This window comes from Tomitella biformata AHU 1821, from assembly GCF_000524475.1.
Taxonomy (GTDB): domain Bacteria; phylum Actinomycetota; class Actinomycetes; order Mycobacteriales; family Mycobacteriaceae; genus Tomitella; species Tomitella biformata.
The window spans coordinates 37,344-56,792 of the sequence record NZ_BAVQ01000003.1; the positions used below are offsets into that span (position 1 = coordinate 37,344).

Below are 19,449 nucleotides of genomic sequence, written 5' to 3' on the forward strand. Positions count from 1 at the left end.
CCGCCGCGCACCGTCGATCCGCAGTACGGCGGGGGAATCCGTGCGAGGCTGGCACCGCTATGACGAACAACACCGCCGCGCATCCCCCGAAGCATGAGACCTTCGACTTGGACGCGATGACTAATACCGATCCGAAGGGGTTCGTCCGCCCCGTCGACGAGTACCGCCGCGAGCCGTGGGGCCTCTATATGGCACGTCCGGCCGACCACCCGCGCTTTTACTATCTGGAATCGTGGCTGCTGCCGACGCTGGGTCTGCGCGCCTCGGTCTTCCACTTCACACCCGGCCATGAGCGGGACCAGGACCACTACGTGGATATCGGCGAGTTCTCTGACGGCGGTCGGACTTGGCAGTCGGAGGACCACTACCTGGATCTGGTGGTGCGGACCGGCACCTGCACAGAGCTGCTCGATGTGGACGAGCTGTTCGACGCCCGCCTCGCCGGGCTGCTCGACCAGGAGCGGGCCGAGGCGGCGGTGCACCGCGCGGTGGCCGCGGTCGACGGCATCGCCGCCCACGGCCACGATCTGCTGGCGTGGCTGGGCTCGTTGGGGATGCCGGCAGTCTTCCGCCCCGGCTAGGCGGGGCTGATCAGGTGCACGGCGACCGGCCGGAGCGGGTCGCAGCCGCGGTGCAGCCGGTAGCTGTTGCCGACCGCCCGCGCCTGTAGATCCGCCAGGTCCGGCGTGGTGGCGCCGCTGTCGACGGGGAAGCCGGCGCCGCCCAAGATTGCGGAGAGCTCCTGCGCCGTCGCCGCGTCCGCGATGGTCACGAGGATGTCGAGGCAGTCCCGGGCCGGCTGACCGGGCACCGAGGTGGGCCCGACATGCTCGATGGCGAGCGACCGCCCGCCCGTGGCGAGGCCGAGACGGGCGATGGCGCGTCGCGCCTGGCCCGCCCACTCTGGGTTGGCTTCCACGATGTCCGACGCGGCGATCACGCCGGACTGCTCGCTGATATTGCGCTCGAACGGGATCAGCCGCTCGATCCACAGCGTGCGGACGTCCTCGACGATCGCGCCCGGCGCGCCGCCGTTGTCTAGCCACACATCTGCGGCGGCCCGGCGCTGTTCCACGGTGGCCTGCGCGGCCATCCGCGCGCGGACATCGGACTCCTCCATGCCGCGGTACTCGGTGAGCCGCCGCAGCCGCTCAGCCTCGTCCACGTGCACCACCACGACCAGGTCGAAGGCCGCGCCCATGCCGCCTTCGACGATCAGCGGGATGTCCTGGACCAGGATCCCGTCGGCTGGCGCCGCCTGCACATACTCCTGTGTGCGCGCGCCGATCCGCGGATGCAGGATCGAGTTCAGTGTCAGCCGCGACTCGTCGTCCGCGAAGGCCCGGGCGGCCAGCGCCGCGCGGTCGAGGGACCCGTCCGCGGCGATCACCGTCGGCCCGAAGGCCGCCGCCAGCTCGGCGAGGCCCTCGCTGCCGGGCTCGACGACCTCGCGCGCGATACGGTCCGCGTCGACGATCACCGCCCCCAGGTCGGCCAGCGCCCCCGCCACCGTCGACTTGCCTGCCCCGATTCCACCGGTCAATCCCACTCTCAGCACGCCGTCGAGTGTTCCATACCGACAGTGAAGGCCGGGCCCCACCTCCGTGTGAAGGTGGGGCCCGGCCCTGTGTCTAGCTTGTACTGCGTCTAGCTAGCTCGGCAGATTACGCGTTGCCGGCAAGCTTCTCGCGCAGTGCAGCGAGCTGCTCGTCGCTGGCCAGCGAGCCACCGGTCGAGACCGCAGCGGTCTCGCCGTCAACGGCGTCATCCTCGGAGCCACCGGACGAGTAGTTCGCCGCAGCGGCGCTCTCGGTCTCGGCGTCGGCCGCCATCTTCTCGATCTGAGTGGTGTGCATCTTGTGACGACGCTCGGCCTCCTGGTAACGGCCTTCCCACTCCTCACGCTGCTTGTCGAAGCCCTCAAGCCACTCGTTGGTCTCCGAGTCGAAGCCCTCCGGGAAGATGTAGTTCCCGGCCTCGTCGTAGCTGTCGGCCATGCCGTACTTGGAGGGGTCGAACTCCTCCGAGTAGTCCTCGTTGGCCTGCTTGAGGCTCAGCGAGATGCGGCGACGCTCCAGGTCGATGTCGATGACCTTGACCATGGCGTCGTCGTTCACGCCGACAACCTGGTCCGGAACCTCGACGTGGCGCTCGGCCAGCTCGGAGATGTGGACCAGACCCTCGATGCCCTCGTCCACGCGGACGAACGCGCCGAACGGCACGAGCTTCGTGACCTTGCCGGGCACGATCTGGCCGATGGCGTGCGTGCGGGCGAACTGGCGCCACGGGTCTTCCTGCGTCGCCTTGAGCGACAGGGAGACACGCTCGCGGTCCATGTCGACGTCGAGGACCTCGACGGTGACCTCGTCGCCCACCGTGACGACCTCGGACGGGTGGTCGATGTGCTTCCAGGACAGCTCGGAGACGTGCACCAGGCCGTCGACGCCACCCAGGTCCACGAAGGCACCGAAGTTGACGATGGAGGACACGACGCCCTTGCGGACCTGGCCCTTCTGGAGCTGGTGCAGGAACTCGCTGCGGACCTCGGACTGGGTCTGCTCGAGCCATGCGCGACGCGACAGGACCACGTTGTTGCGGTTCTTGTCGAGCTCGATGATCTTGGCCTCGATCTCCTTGCCGACATACGGCTGGAGGTCGCGGACACGACGCATCTCGACGAGCGACGCCGGGAGGAATCCACGCAGGCCGATGTCGAGGATCAGGCCGCCCTTGACGACCTCGATGACGGTGCCTGTGACGGCCTCGTCCTTCTCCTTGAGCTCCTCGATGGTGCCCCAGGCGCGCTCGTACTGGGCGCGCTTCTTCGACAGGATGAGCCGGCCGTCCTTGTCCTCCTTGGTGAGGACGAGGGCTTCGATCTCATCGCCGACGGAGACAACCTCATTGGGGTCGACGTCGTGCTTGATCGAGAGCTCGCGCGAGGGGATGACACCCTCGGTCTTGTAACCGATGTCGAGCAGGACCTCGTCGCGATCAACCTTGACGATGGTGCCCTCAACGATGTCGCCATCGTTGAAGTACTTGATCGTCTTGTCGATTGCGGCGAGGAAGTCCTCGGCGGTGCCAATATCGTTAATGGCGACCTGCGGCGAGGTATGAGTAGGCGTGGACATTGAGTGAGTAGCTCCGGAGGGATTGAAAGTCGGTGTGTGGACTGACCTGCGAGGATCGATGACGGAATAGGTCCGTCGCGCCCTCGCCTGCCAGTTATGCAGATTCAGCTTGCGCCGATGGTCTTAGCTGGTCACGATTCGTGCTCTTCGCTTGCGCCCAACGATGAGGGCACTCGCGATACTCGACACTACTCGACGCCCGTGGCCACGGGCAAACGCGCCGGGCTCCTGGACCAGGTACCTTTTGATCCGATGACCGAGCAAAATGATCGACACCAAGACGCCAGCGCCGCGCTAGGCGAGGCCACCGTCAGCCGCGCCCGGATCGGAACCGCGGAGAGCCAGCACGCCAGCCGCGTGTGGTGGGACGCCGACGCCGACGATTACCACCGCACCCACGGCGACTTCCTCGGCGTGGACAGCGACCACGGCGAGTTCGTCTGGTGCCCGGAGGGCCTCCACGAGGGCGATATGCACCTGCTCGGCGAGGTGGCCGGCCAGCGGATCCTCGAGATCGGCTGCGGCTCCGCCCCGTGCTCACGGTGGCTCGCCGATCAGGGTGCGCACCCGGTGGGCCTCGACATCTCCATGCAGATGCTCCGGCATGGGGTGGCCGCGATGGACCGGGTCGGCAAGCGGGTGCCTCTCGTCCAGGCCGGCGCGGAGGCGCTACCCTTCGCCGACGAGTCCTTCGACGCGGCCTGCTCCGCGTTCGGCGGCGTCCCGTTCGTGGCCGACTCGGCGCTGGTCATGCGCGAGGTCGCCCGCGTCCTCAAGCCCGGCGGGCGCTGGGTGTTCTCCGTGAACCACCCGATGCGCTGGTGTTTCGCGGACGATCCCGGCCCGATGGGCATGGTCGCGTCAATCCCCTACTTCGACCGCTCCCCCTATGTGGAACTGGACGAGCAGGGAAATGCCATCTATGTGGAGCATCACCGCACCATCGGCGACCGGGTCCGCGAACTCGTCGCCGCCGGACTCCTCGTGGAGGACATCGTGGAGCCGGACTGGCCGGAGTGGCTCGACCGCGAGTGGGGACAGTGGAGCCCGCTGCGGGGCCAGGTCTTCCCCGGCACCGCGATCTTCTGCGCGCGCAAGCCCGGCTAGCGCCCCGCGGCTGGTTCGCCGGAAGCAGGTCCCGGTCGCCGCGGGCAGGTCGCCGCGGTTACACAGCCGAACCTCGCTTGCAACGACGGCGTCGCTACGAAGCCGCGGCGAACTCGGTCGTGGTGAACTCGGTCGTGGTGAACTCGGTCGTGGTGAACTCGGACGCGGCGAACTCGGCCGTGGCGAACTCGGCCGCGGTCAGAGTGTCAGAGCGAGAGCAGGATCCCGATCCGCATCGCCTCGGCCCGGCCCTGCGCCCGGCCGGCAAGCGCCGCGGGCAGCCGGGTCGACGGCGCGAGGGGATTGGTGCCGAACGCCTGTCGCGAATTGGCGTCGGGGACGATCGCCGCGGTGCGGGAGTCCTGCAGCGCGTCGAGCTCGGCGGCCAACGTGGGACCGGCCACCGCCTCCGAGAACGGCGCGATGACCAGCACCTCGGAGCAGCCCGCCGCGAGGTCCGCGTGGGTCGACGAGTTCAGCCCGCCGTCGAAATACCGCTTCCCGGCGATCGGCACCAGCGGCATCAGCCCCGGCACGGCGCAGCTGGCCATCACCGCCTCTAGCAGCGACGCCCCGGAATCGGCCGCCCACACCGTCAACTCGCCCGTCGCCGCGGCCACCGAGGTGAGCTGTAGGTCTGCGCCCGCCGGCCAGTCCTGGACGGGCAGCTGGCCGTCGATCACCGCCCGATAGACCTCCAGCGACGCCGTCTGCGCCTCCGCCGCCATCGCGCCGATGCGGCGCATCAGCGCGCGCAGACCATCGTCATGGGACTCCGGCCCCCGCTCGAAGAGCAGCTCCGACCACACATCGAGGTCATGTTCTGGCCGCTCCGCGCCCTCTCCGGGTGGTAGGGCTGCCAGTTGCGCGTCGAGCATGGCCGCGACCTCGGCCCCAGCCGCGACCTGCGCGCCGACGATCGAGCCCGCGGAGGTGCCGATGACGCGGCTCGGCCGGCCCAGCTCCACCCCCGCCTCCGCCAGGCCCGCGAGGATGCCCACCTCCCAGGCAATCCCGGCCACCCCGCCGCCGCCGAGCACCAATCCCAGTGCCATCGCCTACCTCCTCGAACGTCCCCGCAGCATAATTCCCGGCAAACCCGAACCGACGGGTCGCGGAATCTGAGACAACGTGATGGGGGCCGCGATGACCCGGTAGGTTCAGCGATGCTGACACTACAGTTCTCGGCGCGTACCTAGCTATTGATCTCACTGCGCACGCTCGGCGGCCCGCACAGGCCAGATATGGGGTTCGAATGGGTTCAGGCACACAGGATTCCGTGGTGGTGCTCGTTGACGCCTCGACTCCGATCGAGCGCCGCCTCATCGACGAGTGGCTGGCTGGCGGCGGATTGTCCGTGGCGGACAGCCCCGCCACGCAGATCCCGCTCAAGGCCCGCAGCCTGGAGCACCGGCTCGTCGGCCGCAGCGACGATCCGCTGATCGTCCCCGTGAAGATCGCCTGGCTCCCGCCCGAGCGCGACGGCGCCCGCCGCGCCCGGTTCTCCGATGTCATTGCCCTGACCAACCCGCGCAACCCGAACCGCCTGATCCAGCGGAGCATCGTCAAGCACTCCCCCGACCGCTTCGCCGTCCTCACCGGCGAGCCGGCACGGCTGAGCGAGATGCACACCCGGCTCATCGCGTCCGACGGCGATCCGGCACCCTCGTCGTTCTCCCGCTTCATCGTCCGCAACGCGGTCGTCACACTAGAGCGCGCGGAGCGCAAGCTGGTCGGCGACCGTTATAAGGTCCCGCGGCTGCTGGCTGAGCAGATCCTGGACTCGCCGGCGTTCCGGCGGCGCCTGTCCGTTATCGCGAGTGAGACCGGCACCAGCGACGCGGAGGCCGTCGCCGCGGCTCAGTCCTCCCTGCGCGAGCTTGTCGCGGTGCAGTCTCGCCTGGTCACGGATCTTTTCACGCAGGTCATGCACCCCATCTACGGCAATGCTTGGACGGTGGACGTCGACGAGTCCGGGCTGGCGGAGCTGCGGGAGCTGAACAAGACCAATCCCCTGGTGTTCATGCCCTCGCATCGCTCCTACGCCGACGCGTTCGTGCTCGGGGACGTGTTGTCCGGCCATGATTTTCCCCGAAATCACCTCATGGGCGGCGCGAACCTGACGTTCTGGCCCCTCGGCCCCATCGCCCGCCGCGCCGGCACCGTCTTCATCCGCCGCAGCTTCGGCGACGACCGGATCTACAAGGCCTCACTCGAGGAGTACTTCGCCCATCTGCTGTCCAAGCGGTTCAACCTCGAGTGGTACTTCGAGGGCGGCCGTACCCGCACGGGCAAGCTGCGCCCGCCGAAGTACGGGCTGCTGGCCTACGTGGCCAATGCCATCCGCACCAACCGCGCGCCGGACGCGATGCTGGTGCCTGTCTCCATCACCTATGAGCGGATGGCCGAGGTGGGGGCCGTCGCCGCGGAGCAGACCGGCGCGAAGAAGCAGCCCGAGGGGCTCAAGTGGCTCGCAAACTACGCGCGCAACCAGCAGCGCAGCGCGGGCAACGTCTACGTCCGCTTCGGCACGCCCCTATCCCTGCGCCAGCAGCTCGTGGCCGCCGGGGACCCGGATCTGGTCCCCACTCTGGAGGATCCGGCCGGGCCCGAGCTGAGCGAGGACGACCATCGGAGCCGGTCCCGCCTGGCCCTGCAGAAGGTCGGCTTCGAGGTGGCGGTGGGCATCAACCGCGCCACCCCGATCACGGTCAACGCGCTGGTCACCCTGGCGCTGCTCGGCGTGCGGGACCGGGCCCTGACGCTCAACGAGGTGCGTGCGGTGATCAGCCCGGTGCGCCGCTACATCGAGCAGCGGGACCTGCCCCAAGGCGAGCTGTCCATGCTCGACGACGACGCGGGCCTGGCCCGAGTGCTCAGCCGGCTCGACGCCGCGGGCGTGCTGACCACCTACGACGGCGGCCTCGAGCCCGTCTACTCGATCGAGCGCGGCCAGCACCTGGTCGCCGCGTTCTACCGCAACAGCGGCATCCACTGGTTCGTCAACCGCGCCATCCTGGAGCTCGCGATCCTGCACGCGCACCTCGGCGGCTACACCGACTCCGCCAACGCCGGCTGGCAGGAGTCCAAACGCATCCGGGACCTGCTCAAGTTCGAGTTCTTCTTCCCTGAGCGCGACACCTTCGAGGCGGAACTCCTCGCCGAGCTGGGCCTGGTCGTGCCGGAGTGGCGCGACCACATCCCCACCGCGCAAGACGCCCTGACCCGACTCGTGGACACTGGCTTCTTCATGGCCCACCGCACCCTCCGCTCGTTCTTCGACGCACAGCTTGTCGTCGCCGAGCGGCTCGCCGACCGCCCGCTGGACGCGCCGCTGGACAAGAAAGAATTCCTCGACGAGTGCGTGGCCGTCGGGCAGCAGATGCTGCTCCAGGCGCGCCTGCACGGGCCGGAGTCGGTGTCCTCCGAGCTGTTCGCCTCCGCCCTCCAGCTGGCGGACAACCAAGGCCTGCTGCGGCACAGCGACGACACCCTGCTGGCCGACCGACAAGAATTCGCGGAGCAGCTACGCACCCTCGGGGAGAGCCTTGCCCTCGCCGAATCCCTCGACATCTCCAATAGGAAGGTACAGCCGTGACCCTCGACGAGGCTCTCGACAGGATCCACGCCAGCCCCGACGGCCCGCAGGTGGCGGCGTTTTTCGACTTTGACGGCACCATCGTGCACGGGTTCTCCGGCATCCACTTCTTCCGCGACCGGCTGTTCGCGGGCAAGGTGGGCCCCGGCGAGCTGCTCGGCACCCTGCTCAACGGCGCCCGCGGCACCGACAGCGAGGCGGACTTCGAGCGCTTCGTCGCCGTCGCGTTCCGGGCCTGGGGCGGGCACACTGAGGCGGAGATGTCCACAGTGGGCCAGCACCTGTTCGAGAACACCCTCGCGGGCCTGATCTACCCGGAGGCCTGGCAGCTCATCCGCGCGCACGACGCGAAGGGCCACACCCTGGTGATCGCGTCGTCCGCGTCCAAGTTCCAGTTCGAGGCCGCCGCCCATGCCCTCGGCGTGGAGCACCTGCTGTACACCCCACTCGAGGTCCGGGACGGCGTGCTCACCGGGAAGGTCGATGGCAAGTCCCTCTGGCGCAGCGGCAAGGCCCGCGCCACCCGGGAGTTCGCCGAGGAGCATGGCATAGACACCGCCGCGAGCTTCACGTACTCGAACGGCGGGGAGGACGTCGAGTTCCTCAGCGTCGTCGGCAATCCCACCGCCACCAACCCCGACAAGTCTCTGGCCGAGGACGCCGGCGCCCGCGACTGGCCCATCTTGCGCTTCCGCCCGCGCGGCACTCACAGCGTCAAGGACGTCGCCCGCACCGCCGCCGCGTTCGGCACTATGGTCGGCGCCGCCGGCGCGGGCGTCGGGCTCGGTTTGCTCAACCGCAACCGCAAGGTCGCCCTCGACACCATCACGTCCATGTCCGGAGAGATGGCCCTGGCCACCGCGGGCGTCGACATCCGCGTCATCGGCGAGGACCACGCATGGAGCCAGCGCCCCGCCGTGTTCATCTTCAACCACCAAAGCCAGCTCGACATCCTCGTGCTGGCCAAGCTGCTGCGCGAGGGCATCACCGGCGTCGCGAAGCAGGAGATCGCCACCGACCCCATCCTCGGCGTGCCGCTGCGGCTGGCCGGCGCGACCTTCGTCGACCGGAAGAACTCGACCAAGGCCAAAGAGGCCCTGGGACCCGTCGTCGACACGCTGCGCGCCGGCACCTCCGTGATCATCGCGCCCGAGGGCACCAGGTCCCTCACCCCCTCGATCAACCCGTTCAAGAAGGGCGCCTTCCACATGGCGATGCAGGCCGGCGTGCCCATCGTGCCCGTGGTCCTGCGCAACACCGGAGAACTGATGTGGAAACATTCCACGCTGGTGCGGTCCGGCACTGTCGACGTGCTGGTGCATGAGCCCATCGACGTGAGCGGATGGCACGCCGACAATCTCGACGAGCACATCGCCGAGATCGAGGCCTTCTACCGGGACACGATCGCCAATTGGCCGAAGGGTGGACACTGACTTGTCCGAGAACGAAGCGACGGCCGAGAACCACTCGGCCGCGCCGCAAGAACGCGAGATGTGGTCGCGCAGATCAGTCTTCATCCTCGCGGCGATCGGCTCGGCCGTCGGGCTCGGCAACATCTGGCGCTTCCCGTACGTGGCGTATGCCAACGGCGGCGGCGCGTTCATCATCCCGTATCTGATCGCCCTGCTCACCGCGGGCATCCCGCTGCTGTTCCTGGACTACGCGATCGGCCACAAGTTCCGCGGCTCGCCCCCGCTGGCGTTCAAGCGCCTGCGCAAGCGCACCGAGGCCATCGGCTGGTGGCAGGTGGGCATCTGCTTCGTCATCTCCGTGTACTACGCGGTGATCATCGCGTGGGCGCTGCGCTACACGTTCTTCTCCCTCACGAGGGCCTGGGGCGACGACGCGGAGGGCTTCTTCGTCAAGGACTTCCTGAAGCAGTCCGACGCGAACTTCGGGTTCGACTACGTCGGCAACGTCGCCTGGCCGCTCATCCTGGTGTGGGTCGGCGTGATCGCGATCCTCGCGTTCGGCGTGCAGAAGGGCATCGGCGCGATCTCCCGGATCTTCGTCCCCGTCCTGATCCTGCTGTTCCTCGCGGTGGTCGTGCGCGCGCTGTTCCTGCCGGGCGCCGCCGCGGGCCTCGACGCGTTCTTCACCCCCGACTGGTCCGCGCTGACGAACACCAGCGTGTGGATCGCCGCCTACGGGCAGATCTTCTTCTCGCTGTCGGTGGCGTTCGGCATCATGGTCACGTACTCGTCGTACTTGAAGCGCAAGACGAACCTCACCGGCTCCGGCCTGGTCGTCGGCTTCTCCAACAGCGCCTTCGAGATCCTCGCCGGGATCGGCGTGTTCGCCGCCCTCGGCTTCATGGCCTTCCAGGCGGGCGAGCCGGTCTCGGAGGTGGTGGACGGCGGCATCGGCCTCGCGTTCATCGCGTTCCCGACGATCATCTCCCAGATGCCGGGCGGCGCGCTGTTCGGCTTCCTGTTCTTCGGCTCCCTGGTGTTCGCCGGGTTCACGTCGCTGATCAGCATCTCGCAGGTGGTGATCGCGGCCGTCGAGGACAAGCTGAGCCTCGGCACCGTGCGCTCCACGCTGCTCGTCGGCGGCGCGTCGGCCATCGTCTCGGTGGCCTTGTTCCCCACCACCACCGGCCTGAACCTGCTCGACGTCGTCGACCACTTCGTCAACAGCTTCGGCATCGTCACCGTCGCACTGGTCGCGATCGTCACGGTGTCCTGGCTGCTGCGCAGCCTCCCCGCCCTGCAGCTGCACCTGAACTCGGTGTCCTCGTTCAAGCTGGGCCGGCTGTGGCAGGTGTGCGTCGGGCTGCTCACGCCGATCGTGCTCGGCTACATGATGATCAGCGAGTTCGTCGACGTGATCCGCAACGGCTACGGCGGGCTCCCCACGGTGCTCGTCGTGTCCGCCGGCTGGGCGGTGCAGGTCGCGATTATCGTGTTCGCGATCCTGCTCTCGCTGACCCCGTGGCGGCACTACGGCGACCGCGTGCCCGAGTACACCGACCCCGTCCCCGCAGGAGCCGTCAAATGAGCACCTCCGCCATCGTGATGATGATCGTGGCCCTGACCATGCTGTGGGGCGGGCTGATCCTCAGCATCCTGCACCTGCGCAGGCACCCCGACGAGGAGGAGTAGCGGCTTCCGTCGCCCCAGCCTGAACGGAATCGCGGGCCCGTTGTCCATGGACAACGGGCCCGCGAGTCTTTGTGCTGGCGCCTAGTGCGCGGCGAGATCCCAGGACGCGCCGACGCCAACCGAGACGTCGAGCGGCACCGACAGCTTCATCGCGCCCGCCATCTCGCGGCGGACCAGCACCTCGACCTGCTCGCGCTCGGACTCGAGGATCTCGAGCACCAGCTCATCGTGGACCTGCAGCAGCATCCGCGACTGCACGCCGGCCTCCACCAGGGCCTTCTGCACGTTGATCATCGCGACCTTGATGATGTCCGCGGCGCTGCCCTGGATGGGGGCGTTGAGCGCCGCGCGCTCGGCGACGTCGCGGCGCTGGCGGTTGTCGCTGTTGAGGTCCGGCAGGTAGCGGCGGCGGCCGAACAGCGTCGACGTGTAGCCGTCCTTGCGGGCCTGCTCGACGACGGCGCGCAGGTAGTCGCGGACCGCGCCGAAGCGGGCGAAATACGCGTCCATCTGGGCCTTGGCCTCGTCGTTGCCAATCTTGAGCTGCTGCGCCAGGCCATAGGCGCTCAGGCCATACGCCAACCCGTAGGACATCGCCTTCACCCGGCTGCGCAACTCCGGGGTGATCTCGTCGATGGGCACGCCGAACGCGCGCGAGCCGACGAAGCTGTGCAGGTCCTCGCCGGTGTTGAAGGCCTCGATCAGGCCCTCGTCGCCGGACAGGTGCGCCATGATGCGCATCTCGATCTGGCTGTAGTCCGCGGTGAGCAGGGTGTCGTAGCCCTTGCCGACGACGAAGCCGTGGCGGATGCGCCGGCCAGCCTCGGTGCGGACGGGGATGTTCTGGAGGTTCGGGTCGGTGGACGAGAGCCGGCCGGTCGCCGCGACGTTCTGGTTGAACGTGGTGTGGATGCGGCCGTCGTCGGCGATCGTCTTGAGCAGCCCGTCGACGGTGACCTTCATGCGTGTCGCGTCGCGGTGTTCCAGCAGGTGCTGCAGGAACGGGTGGCTGGTCTTCTCGAAGAGCGTCTCCAGCGCGGCGGCGTCGGTGGTGTAGCCGGTCTTGGTCTTCTTCGTCTTCGGCATGTCGAGCTTGTCGAACAGCACCACCTGCAGCTGCTTCGGCGAGCCGAGATTGACGCGCTCGTCGATGACCTCATAGGCGGCCTCGGCGGCCTCGTGCACGCGAGACGCGAAGTCCGACTGCAGATCCTGCAGCTGGTCCAGGTTCATCGCGATGCCGGTGGCCTCGCACTCCGCGAGGACCTGCAGCAGCGGCAGCTCCATGTCGGTGAGCAGGCTCGCGGAGTGGATCTCCGTGAGCTCGGTGTCGAAGGCGGCGGCGAGGTCCAGCACGGCCTGCGCCCGCAGGATCTCCAGGCTCGCCTCCTTGGCGAGGCCCTCCGCGGGGGTCTCCTCCGCGTCCAGCAAGGACAGCTGGCCATCGCCGCCGTCCTCCACCCGCAGCTCCAGCTTGAGATAGCGCAGGGACAGGTCGTCGAGGTTGAAGCTGCGCTGGCCGGGGCGCAGCAGGTAGGCGGCCAGCGCGGTGTCGCTGGTGAGACCGCCGAGCGTCCAGCCGCGGCCGCGCAGCGCGTGGATCGCCCACTTCGCCTCGTGCAGCGCCTTCGGCTCCGCCTCGTCCGCGAGCCACTGGCCGAGCGACTTCTCGTCCTCCGGTGTCAGGTCGGAGGTCCGCACGTACCCGCACTCCCCGTCGGAGGCAGCGATGGCGATGGCCGTTGCGTCGGACCCGAACACCTTGTGCTCGCCGATGATGCCCAGCCCGTGGCGCGCGCCGGTCCGGGCGTGCGCGTCCAGCCACGCGGTCAACGCACCCGGCTCGACGGGTCCGCCGCGCACCGCGAAACCCTGCTCGGCCTCCGGCTCGGCGGACTCCAGGGTGTCGAACAGGCGCTTGCGCAGCGCCTCGAACTCCAGATCGTCGAACAGCGTGTGGATCTTCTCGCGGTCCCAGGGGGCGAGCTCGAGCTGGTCCGGGGTGTACTCGAGCTCCATGTCCCGCACCATCTCGGTGAGCTGGCGGTTGAGCTGCACCGTCGCCAGGTTCTCCCGCAGCGAGTCACCGACCTTGCCGCGTACCGCGTCCGCGTTCTCGATCAATCCGTCGAGGGAGCCGTACTCGCGGATCCACTTGGACGCCGTCTTCTCCCCCACCCCGGGGATGCCCGGCAGGTTGTCGCTGGGGTCCCCGCGCAGCGCCGCGTAGTCCGGGTACTGCTTGGGCGTCAGATTATATTTGCGCTCGACCTCTTCGGGCGTGAAGCGCGTCAGCTCCGAGACTCCCCGCATGGGGTAGAGCACGGTGACGTTCTCGGTGACCAGCTGCAGCGCGTCGCGGTCGCCGGTGCACACCAGCACCCGGTAGCCGAGCTGCTCGGCCTGGGTGACGAGGGTGGCGATGATGTCGTCCGCCTCGAAGCCCTCGACGGCCATCGTGGGGATGTTCATCGCGTGCAGGACCTCCCGTGCGAGGTCGATCTGCCCCTTGAACTCGTCGGGCGTCTTCGCACGGTTCGCCTTGTACTCCGGGAACTGCGCGGCGCGGAACGTCTTGCGGGACACGTCGAACGCGGTCGCCACATGCGTCGGCTTCTCATCGCGCAACAGGTTGATCAGCATCGACGTGAAGCCGAACACCGCGTTCGTGGTCTGTCCCGTGCTGGTCTTGAAATTGTCCGGCGGGATCGCGTAGAACGCCCGGAACGCCATCGAGTGGCCGTCGATCAGGAGAAGCGTGGGCTTCTCGTCACCCGATTGGGCGGTCTCGGATGCGGGGGTGGATGCCGGGGCCTTCGCTGCTGGACTCACGCCGATGAGTCTAGGCGGTGGCGCCGACAGTCACGCCCTCGCTCAGGCCATCCCGGCTCAGGACCCGCCGAGATTGTCGATGACGACTTGGGCGACCGCGCGCATCGTGGTGCGCCGGTCCATCGCGGCCCGCTGGATCCACGCGAACGCCTCGGGCTCGGTCATGGCGTTGGACGCGATCAGCACAGACTTCGCCCGCTCCACCAGTTTGCGTGTCTCCAACCGCTCGGTCAGCGACTCCACCTCGCGCTCGAGCGCGTGCAGCTCCGCGAACCGGCTCACCGCCAGCTCCATCGCCGGGATCAGATCCGCCTGGAAGAACGGCTTGACCAGGTAGGCCATCGCGCCGGCGTCCCGCGCCCGCTCGACGAGCTCGCGCTGGCTGAAAGCGGTGAGGATCACCACGGGCGCGATGCGGCGCGACGCGATCTCGGAGGCCGCGTCGATACCGTCGCGCCGGGGCATCTTCACGTCCATAATCACCAGGTCCGGGCGCAGCTCGACGGCGAGGTCCACCGCCTGCTGCCCATCGGACGCCTCCCCCACCACGTCATAGCCCTCGTCGCGGAGCATCTCCACGAGGTCCATCCGGATCAGGGACTCATCCTCCGCGACCACGACCCGCCAAACCTTGCTGGGGCCGCCGGCCTTGCCGGACTGCGCGGACAGCAAGTCCATGGTCGGGGCGCTCCTTCAACTCTGCGGCTAGGCCCCAATTGGGACGGAAGTCCATCCTACGATGCGGGGTCGATTTCCCCACGCCCGCACAGTCTTCTACACTGAGACCTCGAGTGACGCGCTGCCCGGATTCCCGTCTGTGCGGCGCGCTCGCACGCAGGGAGCCCCCGTAGCCCAATTGGCAGAGGCAACGGATTCAAAACCCGTCCAGTGTCGGTTCGAGTCCGACTGGGGGCACAAGATCACACAGGTCAAAGGCACTATCCAGAATCTTGGATAGTGCCTTTCCTATTTCAGCACGCAGAGCCTACGCAGCAAATTCAGCGGCGAACCGGTGGCCACACGCAGTTAGAGGGACTGCTCCCGGACAAACGTGGCGAACTGCTCCGAGATCACGTACTCGTCCCCATTGGCAGTTTTCCTAATCTGTGAACCCATCGTGTACGTGCCACTCGCGCCGATCACCCCGAGCTGCATCAGCCGGGGAACCAGGTGTGCCGGCACCGGACCACTGGGGTTCGCAGCCAGCGCGGCCTTCGCGTCGACAGACATCCTGGACCAGGGGCGTTCATAGTTCGTCGTCATGCCGACTAGCGTCGCTTAAGCAGCCAAAGTTTGTCCACTCCGCCGTTGGATCCTCCACCGAATCCACTCGTTGTTGATCAGCGGTGGGGGCACACACAAAGAAGACGTCATCCGAACCATTGGATGGCGCCTTCTTTGACAATTGCCCGCTACCGGTTCGCCCCCCGCAGCGTGCCGGTCGTGCTCCCCGCCGGGTCGACGATGAGGCACAGGATCTCCCGGTCGCCCCCAGCCCACGAGGTCGACGTCGGGGTCAGCATAGAGATGTCGAGCTCAGATTCTGCATAGTCCATCCCCACAAAAGGCGCGAAGGCCTCCGCGCAGTACTCGTTCGCGGCGTCCGAGACCCCGGAGGAGCCGGGAAAGTCAGCGCCGATCATGTCCTTCTTCGCGAACAACTCGGACGCGTGGGGGCTCGAGCAGTCCACCGTGTTCTGATCGCCCTCCACGTCGCCGCCGCCGCCGATGATGTCGTCCGCCATACAGTCGCCCACCGAGAGCTCGAAGACGTCCACTGCGGCCGTGGTGGGCGCGGCACTGGTCCGGCTGGTGGTGGTGCTGCTCCCCGGGGACCGGCTCGTGGTGGCCGAGGTCGAATCCGTTGCCGCCGCATCGCTGCTGGCGGCGGTCGCGTCGCCGGCGGCTGTGGAGGTGCAGCCTGCCAGAACCAGCGTGGCGCATGCGGCGGTGGCCAGTGCTGCGGTTCGTGCGAGAGTTTTCAAGTGACGCTCCTATCGGTACTGCGCCGGGCAGCGCCTGATCAGATGCGCAACCCCGCCGGAATGTTCCCAACTCCCCCATTATCCCGTCCGCGATCGCAGACCTGAGGTTGGCCACTCGCTAGGATCAAGCGATGGACACACGGCGAGGTCAGGGGCGCTCCGCCCCGCAAGAGTCGGTGTCTAGCGACCTGCCCATCACCGCCAACCTCATCATCCCCGGCGCCGAGCTGCGGTGGCGGTTCTCCCGCGCCAGCGGGCCCGGCGGACAGGGCGTGAACACGACGGACTCGCGCGTGGAGCTCACGGTGAACCTGCTCGGGCTCGACGCGCTCAGCCCCGAGCAGTTCGCCAGGGTCGCCGACGCGCTCGGCGCCAGGCTGGTCGACGGCGCGCTGACCTTGGTCGCGTCGGAGCACCGCTCCCAACTGCGCAATCGCGAGGCCGCGCGGGGTCGGCTGACGGCGCTGTTGCAGTCCGCCCTTGCCGCGCCGCCGAAGCAGCGCAAGGCCACGAAGGCGACCAGGGGTTCGCGCCGGCGCCGGCTGGAGGCTAAGAAGCAACGCTCTCAGACGAAGGACCTACGCCGCAGGCCGGAGCATTAGGCGGCACCGGCTTCCAGACCCGCACGATAGCCCCGATCAGCACCGCCGCGAACACGGTGATGTAGATGTTCAACAGGAACTGGATACCGGTCCACCAGGGCGGGAACAGGAACAGCCCGACGGCGATGATGTCGGTGCCGTCGTAGACATAGGTCCACGCCGCGGTGGCCGCGAACAGCGCGACGGCGGCGATCCACCACCAGGCACAGCCCAGCGCCCGGTGCACCAGGTAGACGAATAGCGGCACGAACCACACCCAGTGGTGCCCCCACGAGAACGGGGACACGGCCGCGGAGGTCAGGCCGGAGAGGATGACCGCGAGCAATTGCTCGTCACGCTGGTAGAGGCGCACCGTCACGGTCAGGCTCACTGCGGTGATGAGCACGACGAGGAGCAGCCACAGCCAGGTGGGGGCGGCCCCCTGCACCAGATGCCCGAGCAGGCCGCGGATCGACTGGTTGGCCGGGTGCCGATCTTCGCCGATGCGGTCGGCCTGGAAAAAGGTGTGGGTCCAGTACTCGCGGGATTTCCTCGGCAGGATCGCCCAGGTGACCAGCACGGAAAGCGCCACCGTGCCCGTCGCGACGGCGGCCGTCCGCCATTGCCGCAGCGCCAGCAGCATCACGATGAAGTAGCCGGGGGTCAGCTTGATGCCCGCCGCGACGCCGATCCCGATGCCGCGCAGCAGGCCCTTCTCGTGGCGGGAGAAGTCCCATAGGACGAGGAGCATCAGCCACAGGTTGATTTGGCCGTAGAACAGGGTGGTCCGCACGGGCTCGAGGAACACCATGATGCCGGTGATCAGGACACTGGCGAGCACAACAGGCGGTGTCAGCCGGTAGCGCAGCATCCGCCAGGACATCAGGACGCATGCCAAGAGGGCGCAGAGGTTCGCGAGCATCCACGCGCTCACCACATGTGCCGTGGGGAATGCGTGCAGCGGGATGAACACGATGGTGGAGAACGGGGTATACGTGTACATCAGCCCGTAGATGACAGGTTCGGTGTACAGGGGCAGGCCCTCGAGAATCCGCCCCGCGCCGTCGCGGTAGACGTTCAGGTCCACGCCCCCGGCGAGGATTCCGATGCCAGGCGCCCGCGGGCTGACCTGGGTCACCAGCAGCACGAGGGCCGCGACCGCCCAGGCTCCCAAGCCCACGAATACCGCCGGACGCCAGGACAGGCTGCGGACGGCGACGACCTCGTGCTCGGCGTCCACGTCCGACACACCGTCTCCTCCCCTGGGCTGCCCGGTCCACGGGCAATTGAGACGAGGATAGATCACGGCAGCCCTAATACCGGGGAGCTATGCGGTGTGGGGCCCACCGAAATAATTCCGCGGGCGCGTCGTCGGTCTGCGGGCGCTATCGCACCCGCACATTGACAACGCGCCCGCGGAAAGGGAACCGGCGGAGGCCGGGAGTTAGCCCTGCTTCGCGAGGATGTCGAGCACCGCGAGGTGGCTGAACACCATCGACGTGCCGATGGGATTGCCGCCGCCCGGGTAGGTGAAGCCGCTGGGCGCCGCCATCGAGTTGCCGGCCGCGTATAGCCCGCCGATGAGCGCGCCGTCCGTGCCGAAGACCTGGCCGGCATTGTTGGTGCGCAGGCCGCCCTTGGTGCCCAGATCCGACAGCCCGAACTGTGCGGCGTGGAACGGGCCCTCGGTGATCGGGTACAGCGGGGGCTCGCCGCCGCTGAACGCGCGGTCGTAGGCCTCGTCGCCGCGGCCGAAGTCGGGGTCGACGCCGTCGCCCACAAAGCCGTTGAAACGGTCGACGGTCTTGACCAGCACGTCGGCGGGGACACCGATCAGCTCGGCCAGCTCCTCGAGGGTGTCGGCGGTCTTCCACAGGCCGGCCTCGACGTACTTCTCGGTCTCCACCATCGGGACGTTGGTGGCCTTGCAGGGCGGCACCTCGCCGTCGCGGTTGTCATAGACCATCCAGAACGGCAGGGTCATGCCCTTGTCCATCTGGTCGAGGATCTCGCGGCCCTGGCGGTCGTAGGCGGCGGACTCGTTGATGAACCGCTCGCCGTCCTGGTTGACGAAGATGCCGCCGGTGAACCACAGCGCGAACGCCGAGTTGCCGTCCGGGTGCGTCATGCCAGGCGCCCACCAGGCCTGGTCCATCAGGTCGGTGTCGGCGCCGATGTCGATGCCGGCCGTGATGGCCTTGCCGAGGCTGCCGGGGGTGCCCATCGAGTCGCGGGCCGCGCCGGGCACGCCGAACTTGTCACGCAGCTCCTGATTGCGCTCGAAGCCGCCGGACGCGATAACGACGCCCTTGTTGACCTTGACGTTGATCCGCCCGCCGTCGCGCACGATGACCGCGCCGACGATCTTCTTCGCGCCGTCCACCGTCTCGGTGAGCAGCTCCTCGCAGGGGCTGTTCAGCTGCGTGCGCACGTTCGGGTACTGCTGCATCGCCAGTAGGAACCGGCCGATCAGGGCCTGGCCGCCGATGACCATGTCCGGCAGTGGTTGGCCGAGCCAGTCGGTGCCCAGCGGCGGGCGCAGGGAGTCGCGCAGGTCGCCCATCTCCTCCGGCTTGAGCGGGATGGGGATGATGTGGCGGCCCTTGGCACTGGCCTTGGGCGCCTTGCCGTAGTAGTCCGGCCAGGGCAGCTCCATGAACTTGAGCGTCTCGTCCTGCTCCAGGTAGTCGATCAACGGCGCGCCGGCGCGCACGAAGGTCTCCTGCAGATCCTTGGGCGTGCGGTCGCCGACGACGGCGTGGTAGTACTCCAGGGCATCCTCGATGGTGTCCGTGTCGCCGTTGCGCTTGAGCACCGCGTTGCAGGGGAACCAGACGCCGCCGCCGCCGGAGTACGAGGTGACGCCGCCGAAGCGGTCCGTGGCCTCCACCAGCAGGGTGTTCAGGCCCTCGCGCGCCGCGGTGTAGGCGCCCGTGACGCCGCCGCCGCCGGAGCCGACCACCAGTACGTCACACTCGTCATCGAAATTCATGTTCTCTCCAGTTCATGCTCGCCCAGACAGGTATTCACCCCAATCTAGGCGCCGTCTGCCGTGGCCCCATGCCCTCCTCCCAGTGACAGGGACATTCCTCGTATCGGCCCACCGGG

The 19,449-nt window shown here is 68.1% G+C and carries 16 protein-coding genes and 1 tRNA gene; 8 read left to right on the forward strand and 9 right to left on the reverse strand.

Going from position 1 to position 19,449, the window contains the following annotated elements:
* Positions 1-59: 59 nt before the first annotated feature.
* Entirely contained in the window at positions 60-581 is a 522-nt protein-coding gene (locus TBIF_RS22575) for a ribonuclease FAU-1 family protein (RefSeq protein ID WP_038169354.1), read from the forward strand.
* On the opposite strand, the gene coaE is transcribed toward TBIF_RS22575, so the two are convergent.
* Both coaE and rpsA read right to left on the reverse strand, forming a co-directional pair.
* The gene (gene coaE / locus TBIF_RS22580) at positions 578-1,558 is read right to left on the reverse strand and encodes a dephospho-CoA kinase (protein ID WP_084611474.1); all 981 of its coding nucleotides are present in this window, start codon (positions 1,556-1,558) and stop codon (positions 578-580) included. The two genes, TBIF_RS22575 and coaE, sit on opposite strands and share 4 nt — an antisense overlap.
* Positions 1,559-1,664: 106 nt before the next feature.
* Positions 1,665-3,134 (reverse strand): 30S ribosomal protein S1, encoded by a 1,470-nt coding sequence (gene rpsA / locus TBIF_RS01125; protein ID WP_024793044.1) that lies wholly within the window; start codon positions 3,132-3,134, stop codon positions 1,665-1,667.
* A gap of 252 nt (positions 3,135-3,386) precedes the next feature.
* Here rpsA and TBIF_RS01130 point away from each other — a divergent pair, with 252 nt between their 5' ends.
* Entirely contained in the window at positions 3,387-4,241 is an 855-nt protein-coding gene (locus TBIF_RS01130; RefSeq protein WP_024793045.1) for a class I SAM-dependent methyltransferase, read from the forward strand.
* Between the two features lie 206 nt (positions 4,242-4,447).
* On the opposite strand, the gene TBIF_RS01135 is transcribed toward TBIF_RS01130, so the two are convergent.
* Complete coding sequence (locus tag TBIF_RS01135) at positions 4,448-5,296, reverse strand: patatin-like phospholipase family protein (protein WP_024793046.1); 849 nt, start codon at positions 5,294-5,296, stop codon at positions 4,448-4,450.
* Between the two features lie 200 nt (positions 5,297-5,496).
* Between TBIF_RS01135 and TBIF_RS01140 the strand changes: the two genes are divergently transcribed.
* Genes TBIF_RS01140 through TBIF_RS24720 form a run of 4 tightly spaced genes read left to right on the forward strand, consistent with a single transcriptional unit; the run spans position 5,497 to position 10,943 of the window.
* Positions 5,497-7,839 carry a glycerol-3-phosphate 1-O-acyltransferase gene (locus TBIF_RS01140; protein WP_038169356.1) on the forward strand — a complete coding sequence of 781 codons (2,343 nt, stop codon included), beginning with the start codon at positions 5,497-5,499 and terminating at the stop codon, positions 7,837-7,839.
* Complete coding sequence (locus tag TBIF_RS01145; protein ID WP_024793048.1) at positions 7,836-9,272, forward strand: HAD-IB family hydrolase; 1,437 nt, start codon at positions 7,836-7,838, stop codon at positions 9,270-9,272. The genes TBIF_RS01140 and TBIF_RS01145 overlap by 4 nt, the downstream gene beginning before the upstream one ends.
* Positions 9,273-9,330: 58 nt before the next feature.
* Complete coding sequence (locus TBIF_RS01150) at positions 9,331-10,839, forward strand: sodium-dependent transporter (protein WP_148302125.1); 1,509 nt, start codon at positions 9,331-9,333, stop codon at positions 10,837-10,839.
* Positions 10,836-10,943 (forward strand): methionine/alanine import family NSS transporter small subunit, encoded by a 108-nt coding sequence (locus TBIF_RS24720; protein WP_084611475.1) that lies wholly within the window; start codon positions 10,836-10,838, stop codon positions 10,941-10,943. The genes TBIF_RS01150 and TBIF_RS24720 overlap by 4 nt, the downstream gene beginning before the upstream one ends.
* An 81-nt stretch (positions 10,944-11,024) precedes the next feature.
* Here the strand turns inward: TBIF_RS24720 and polA are convergent, their stop codons facing one another.
* Entirely contained in the window at positions 11,025-13,775 is a 2,751-nt protein-coding gene (polA, locus tag TBIF_RS01160) for a DNA polymerase I (RefSeq protein WP_024793050.1), read from the reverse strand.
* A gap of 57 nt (positions 13,776-13,832) precedes the next feature.
* Positions 13,833-14,453: an ANTAR domain-containing response regulator gene (locus TBIF_RS01165; RefSeq protein WP_024793051.1), complete on the reverse strand. Its 621-nt coding sequence runs from the start codon at positions 14,451-14,453 to the stop codon at positions 13,833-13,835.
* Positions 14,454-14,616: 163 nt separating this feature from the next.
* On the opposite strand from TBIF_RS01165, the gene TBIF_RS01170 reads away from it, so the two are divergent.
* Positions 14,617-14,690, forward strand: a tRNA-Leu gene (locus TBIF_RS01170).
* Positions 14,691-14,801: 111 nt separating this feature from the next.
* Here TBIF_RS01170 and TBIF_RS01175 read toward each other — a convergent pair.
* Both TBIF_RS01175 and TBIF_RS25210 read right to left on the reverse strand, forming a co-directional pair.
* Positions 14,802-15,038, reverse strand: coding sequence for a hypothetical protein (locus TBIF_RS01175; RefSeq protein WP_038169358.1), 237 nt, complete (start codon positions 15,036-15,038; stop codon positions 14,802-14,804).
* 149 nt (positions 15,039-15,187) lie between these two features.
* Positions 15,188-15,760 (reverse strand): septum formation family protein, encoded by a 573-nt coding sequence (locus TBIF_RS25210; RefSeq protein ID WP_148302116.1) that lies wholly within the window; start codon positions 15,758-15,760, stop codon positions 15,188-15,190.
* Between the two features lie 131 nt (positions 15,761-15,891).
* On the opposite strand from TBIF_RS25210, the gene arfB reads away from it, so the two are divergent.
* Positions 15,892-16,362: an alternative ribosome rescue aminoacyl-tRNA hydrolase ArfB gene (arfB, locus tag TBIF_RS01190; RefSeq protein ID WP_024793055.1), complete on the forward strand. Its 471-nt coding sequence runs from the start codon at positions 15,892-15,894 to the stop codon at positions 16,360-16,362.
* On the opposite strand, the gene TBIF_RS01195 is transcribed toward arfB, so the two are convergent.
* Positions 16,310-17,590 carry a glycosyltransferase 87 family protein gene (locus TBIF_RS01195; protein WP_024793056.1) on the reverse strand — a complete coding sequence of 427 codons (1,281 nt, stop codon included), beginning with the start codon at positions 17,588-17,590 and terminating at the stop codon, positions 16,310-16,312. The two genes, arfB and TBIF_RS01195, sit on opposite strands and share 53 nt — an antisense overlap.
* 195 nt (positions 17,591-17,785) lie before the next feature.
* A complete protein-coding gene (locus TBIF_RS01200; protein WP_024793057.1) occupies positions 17,786-19,333 on the reverse strand; it encodes an FAD-binding protein in 1,548 nt (515 codons plus the stop codon).
* Positions 19,334-19,449: the final 116 nt, after the last annotated feature.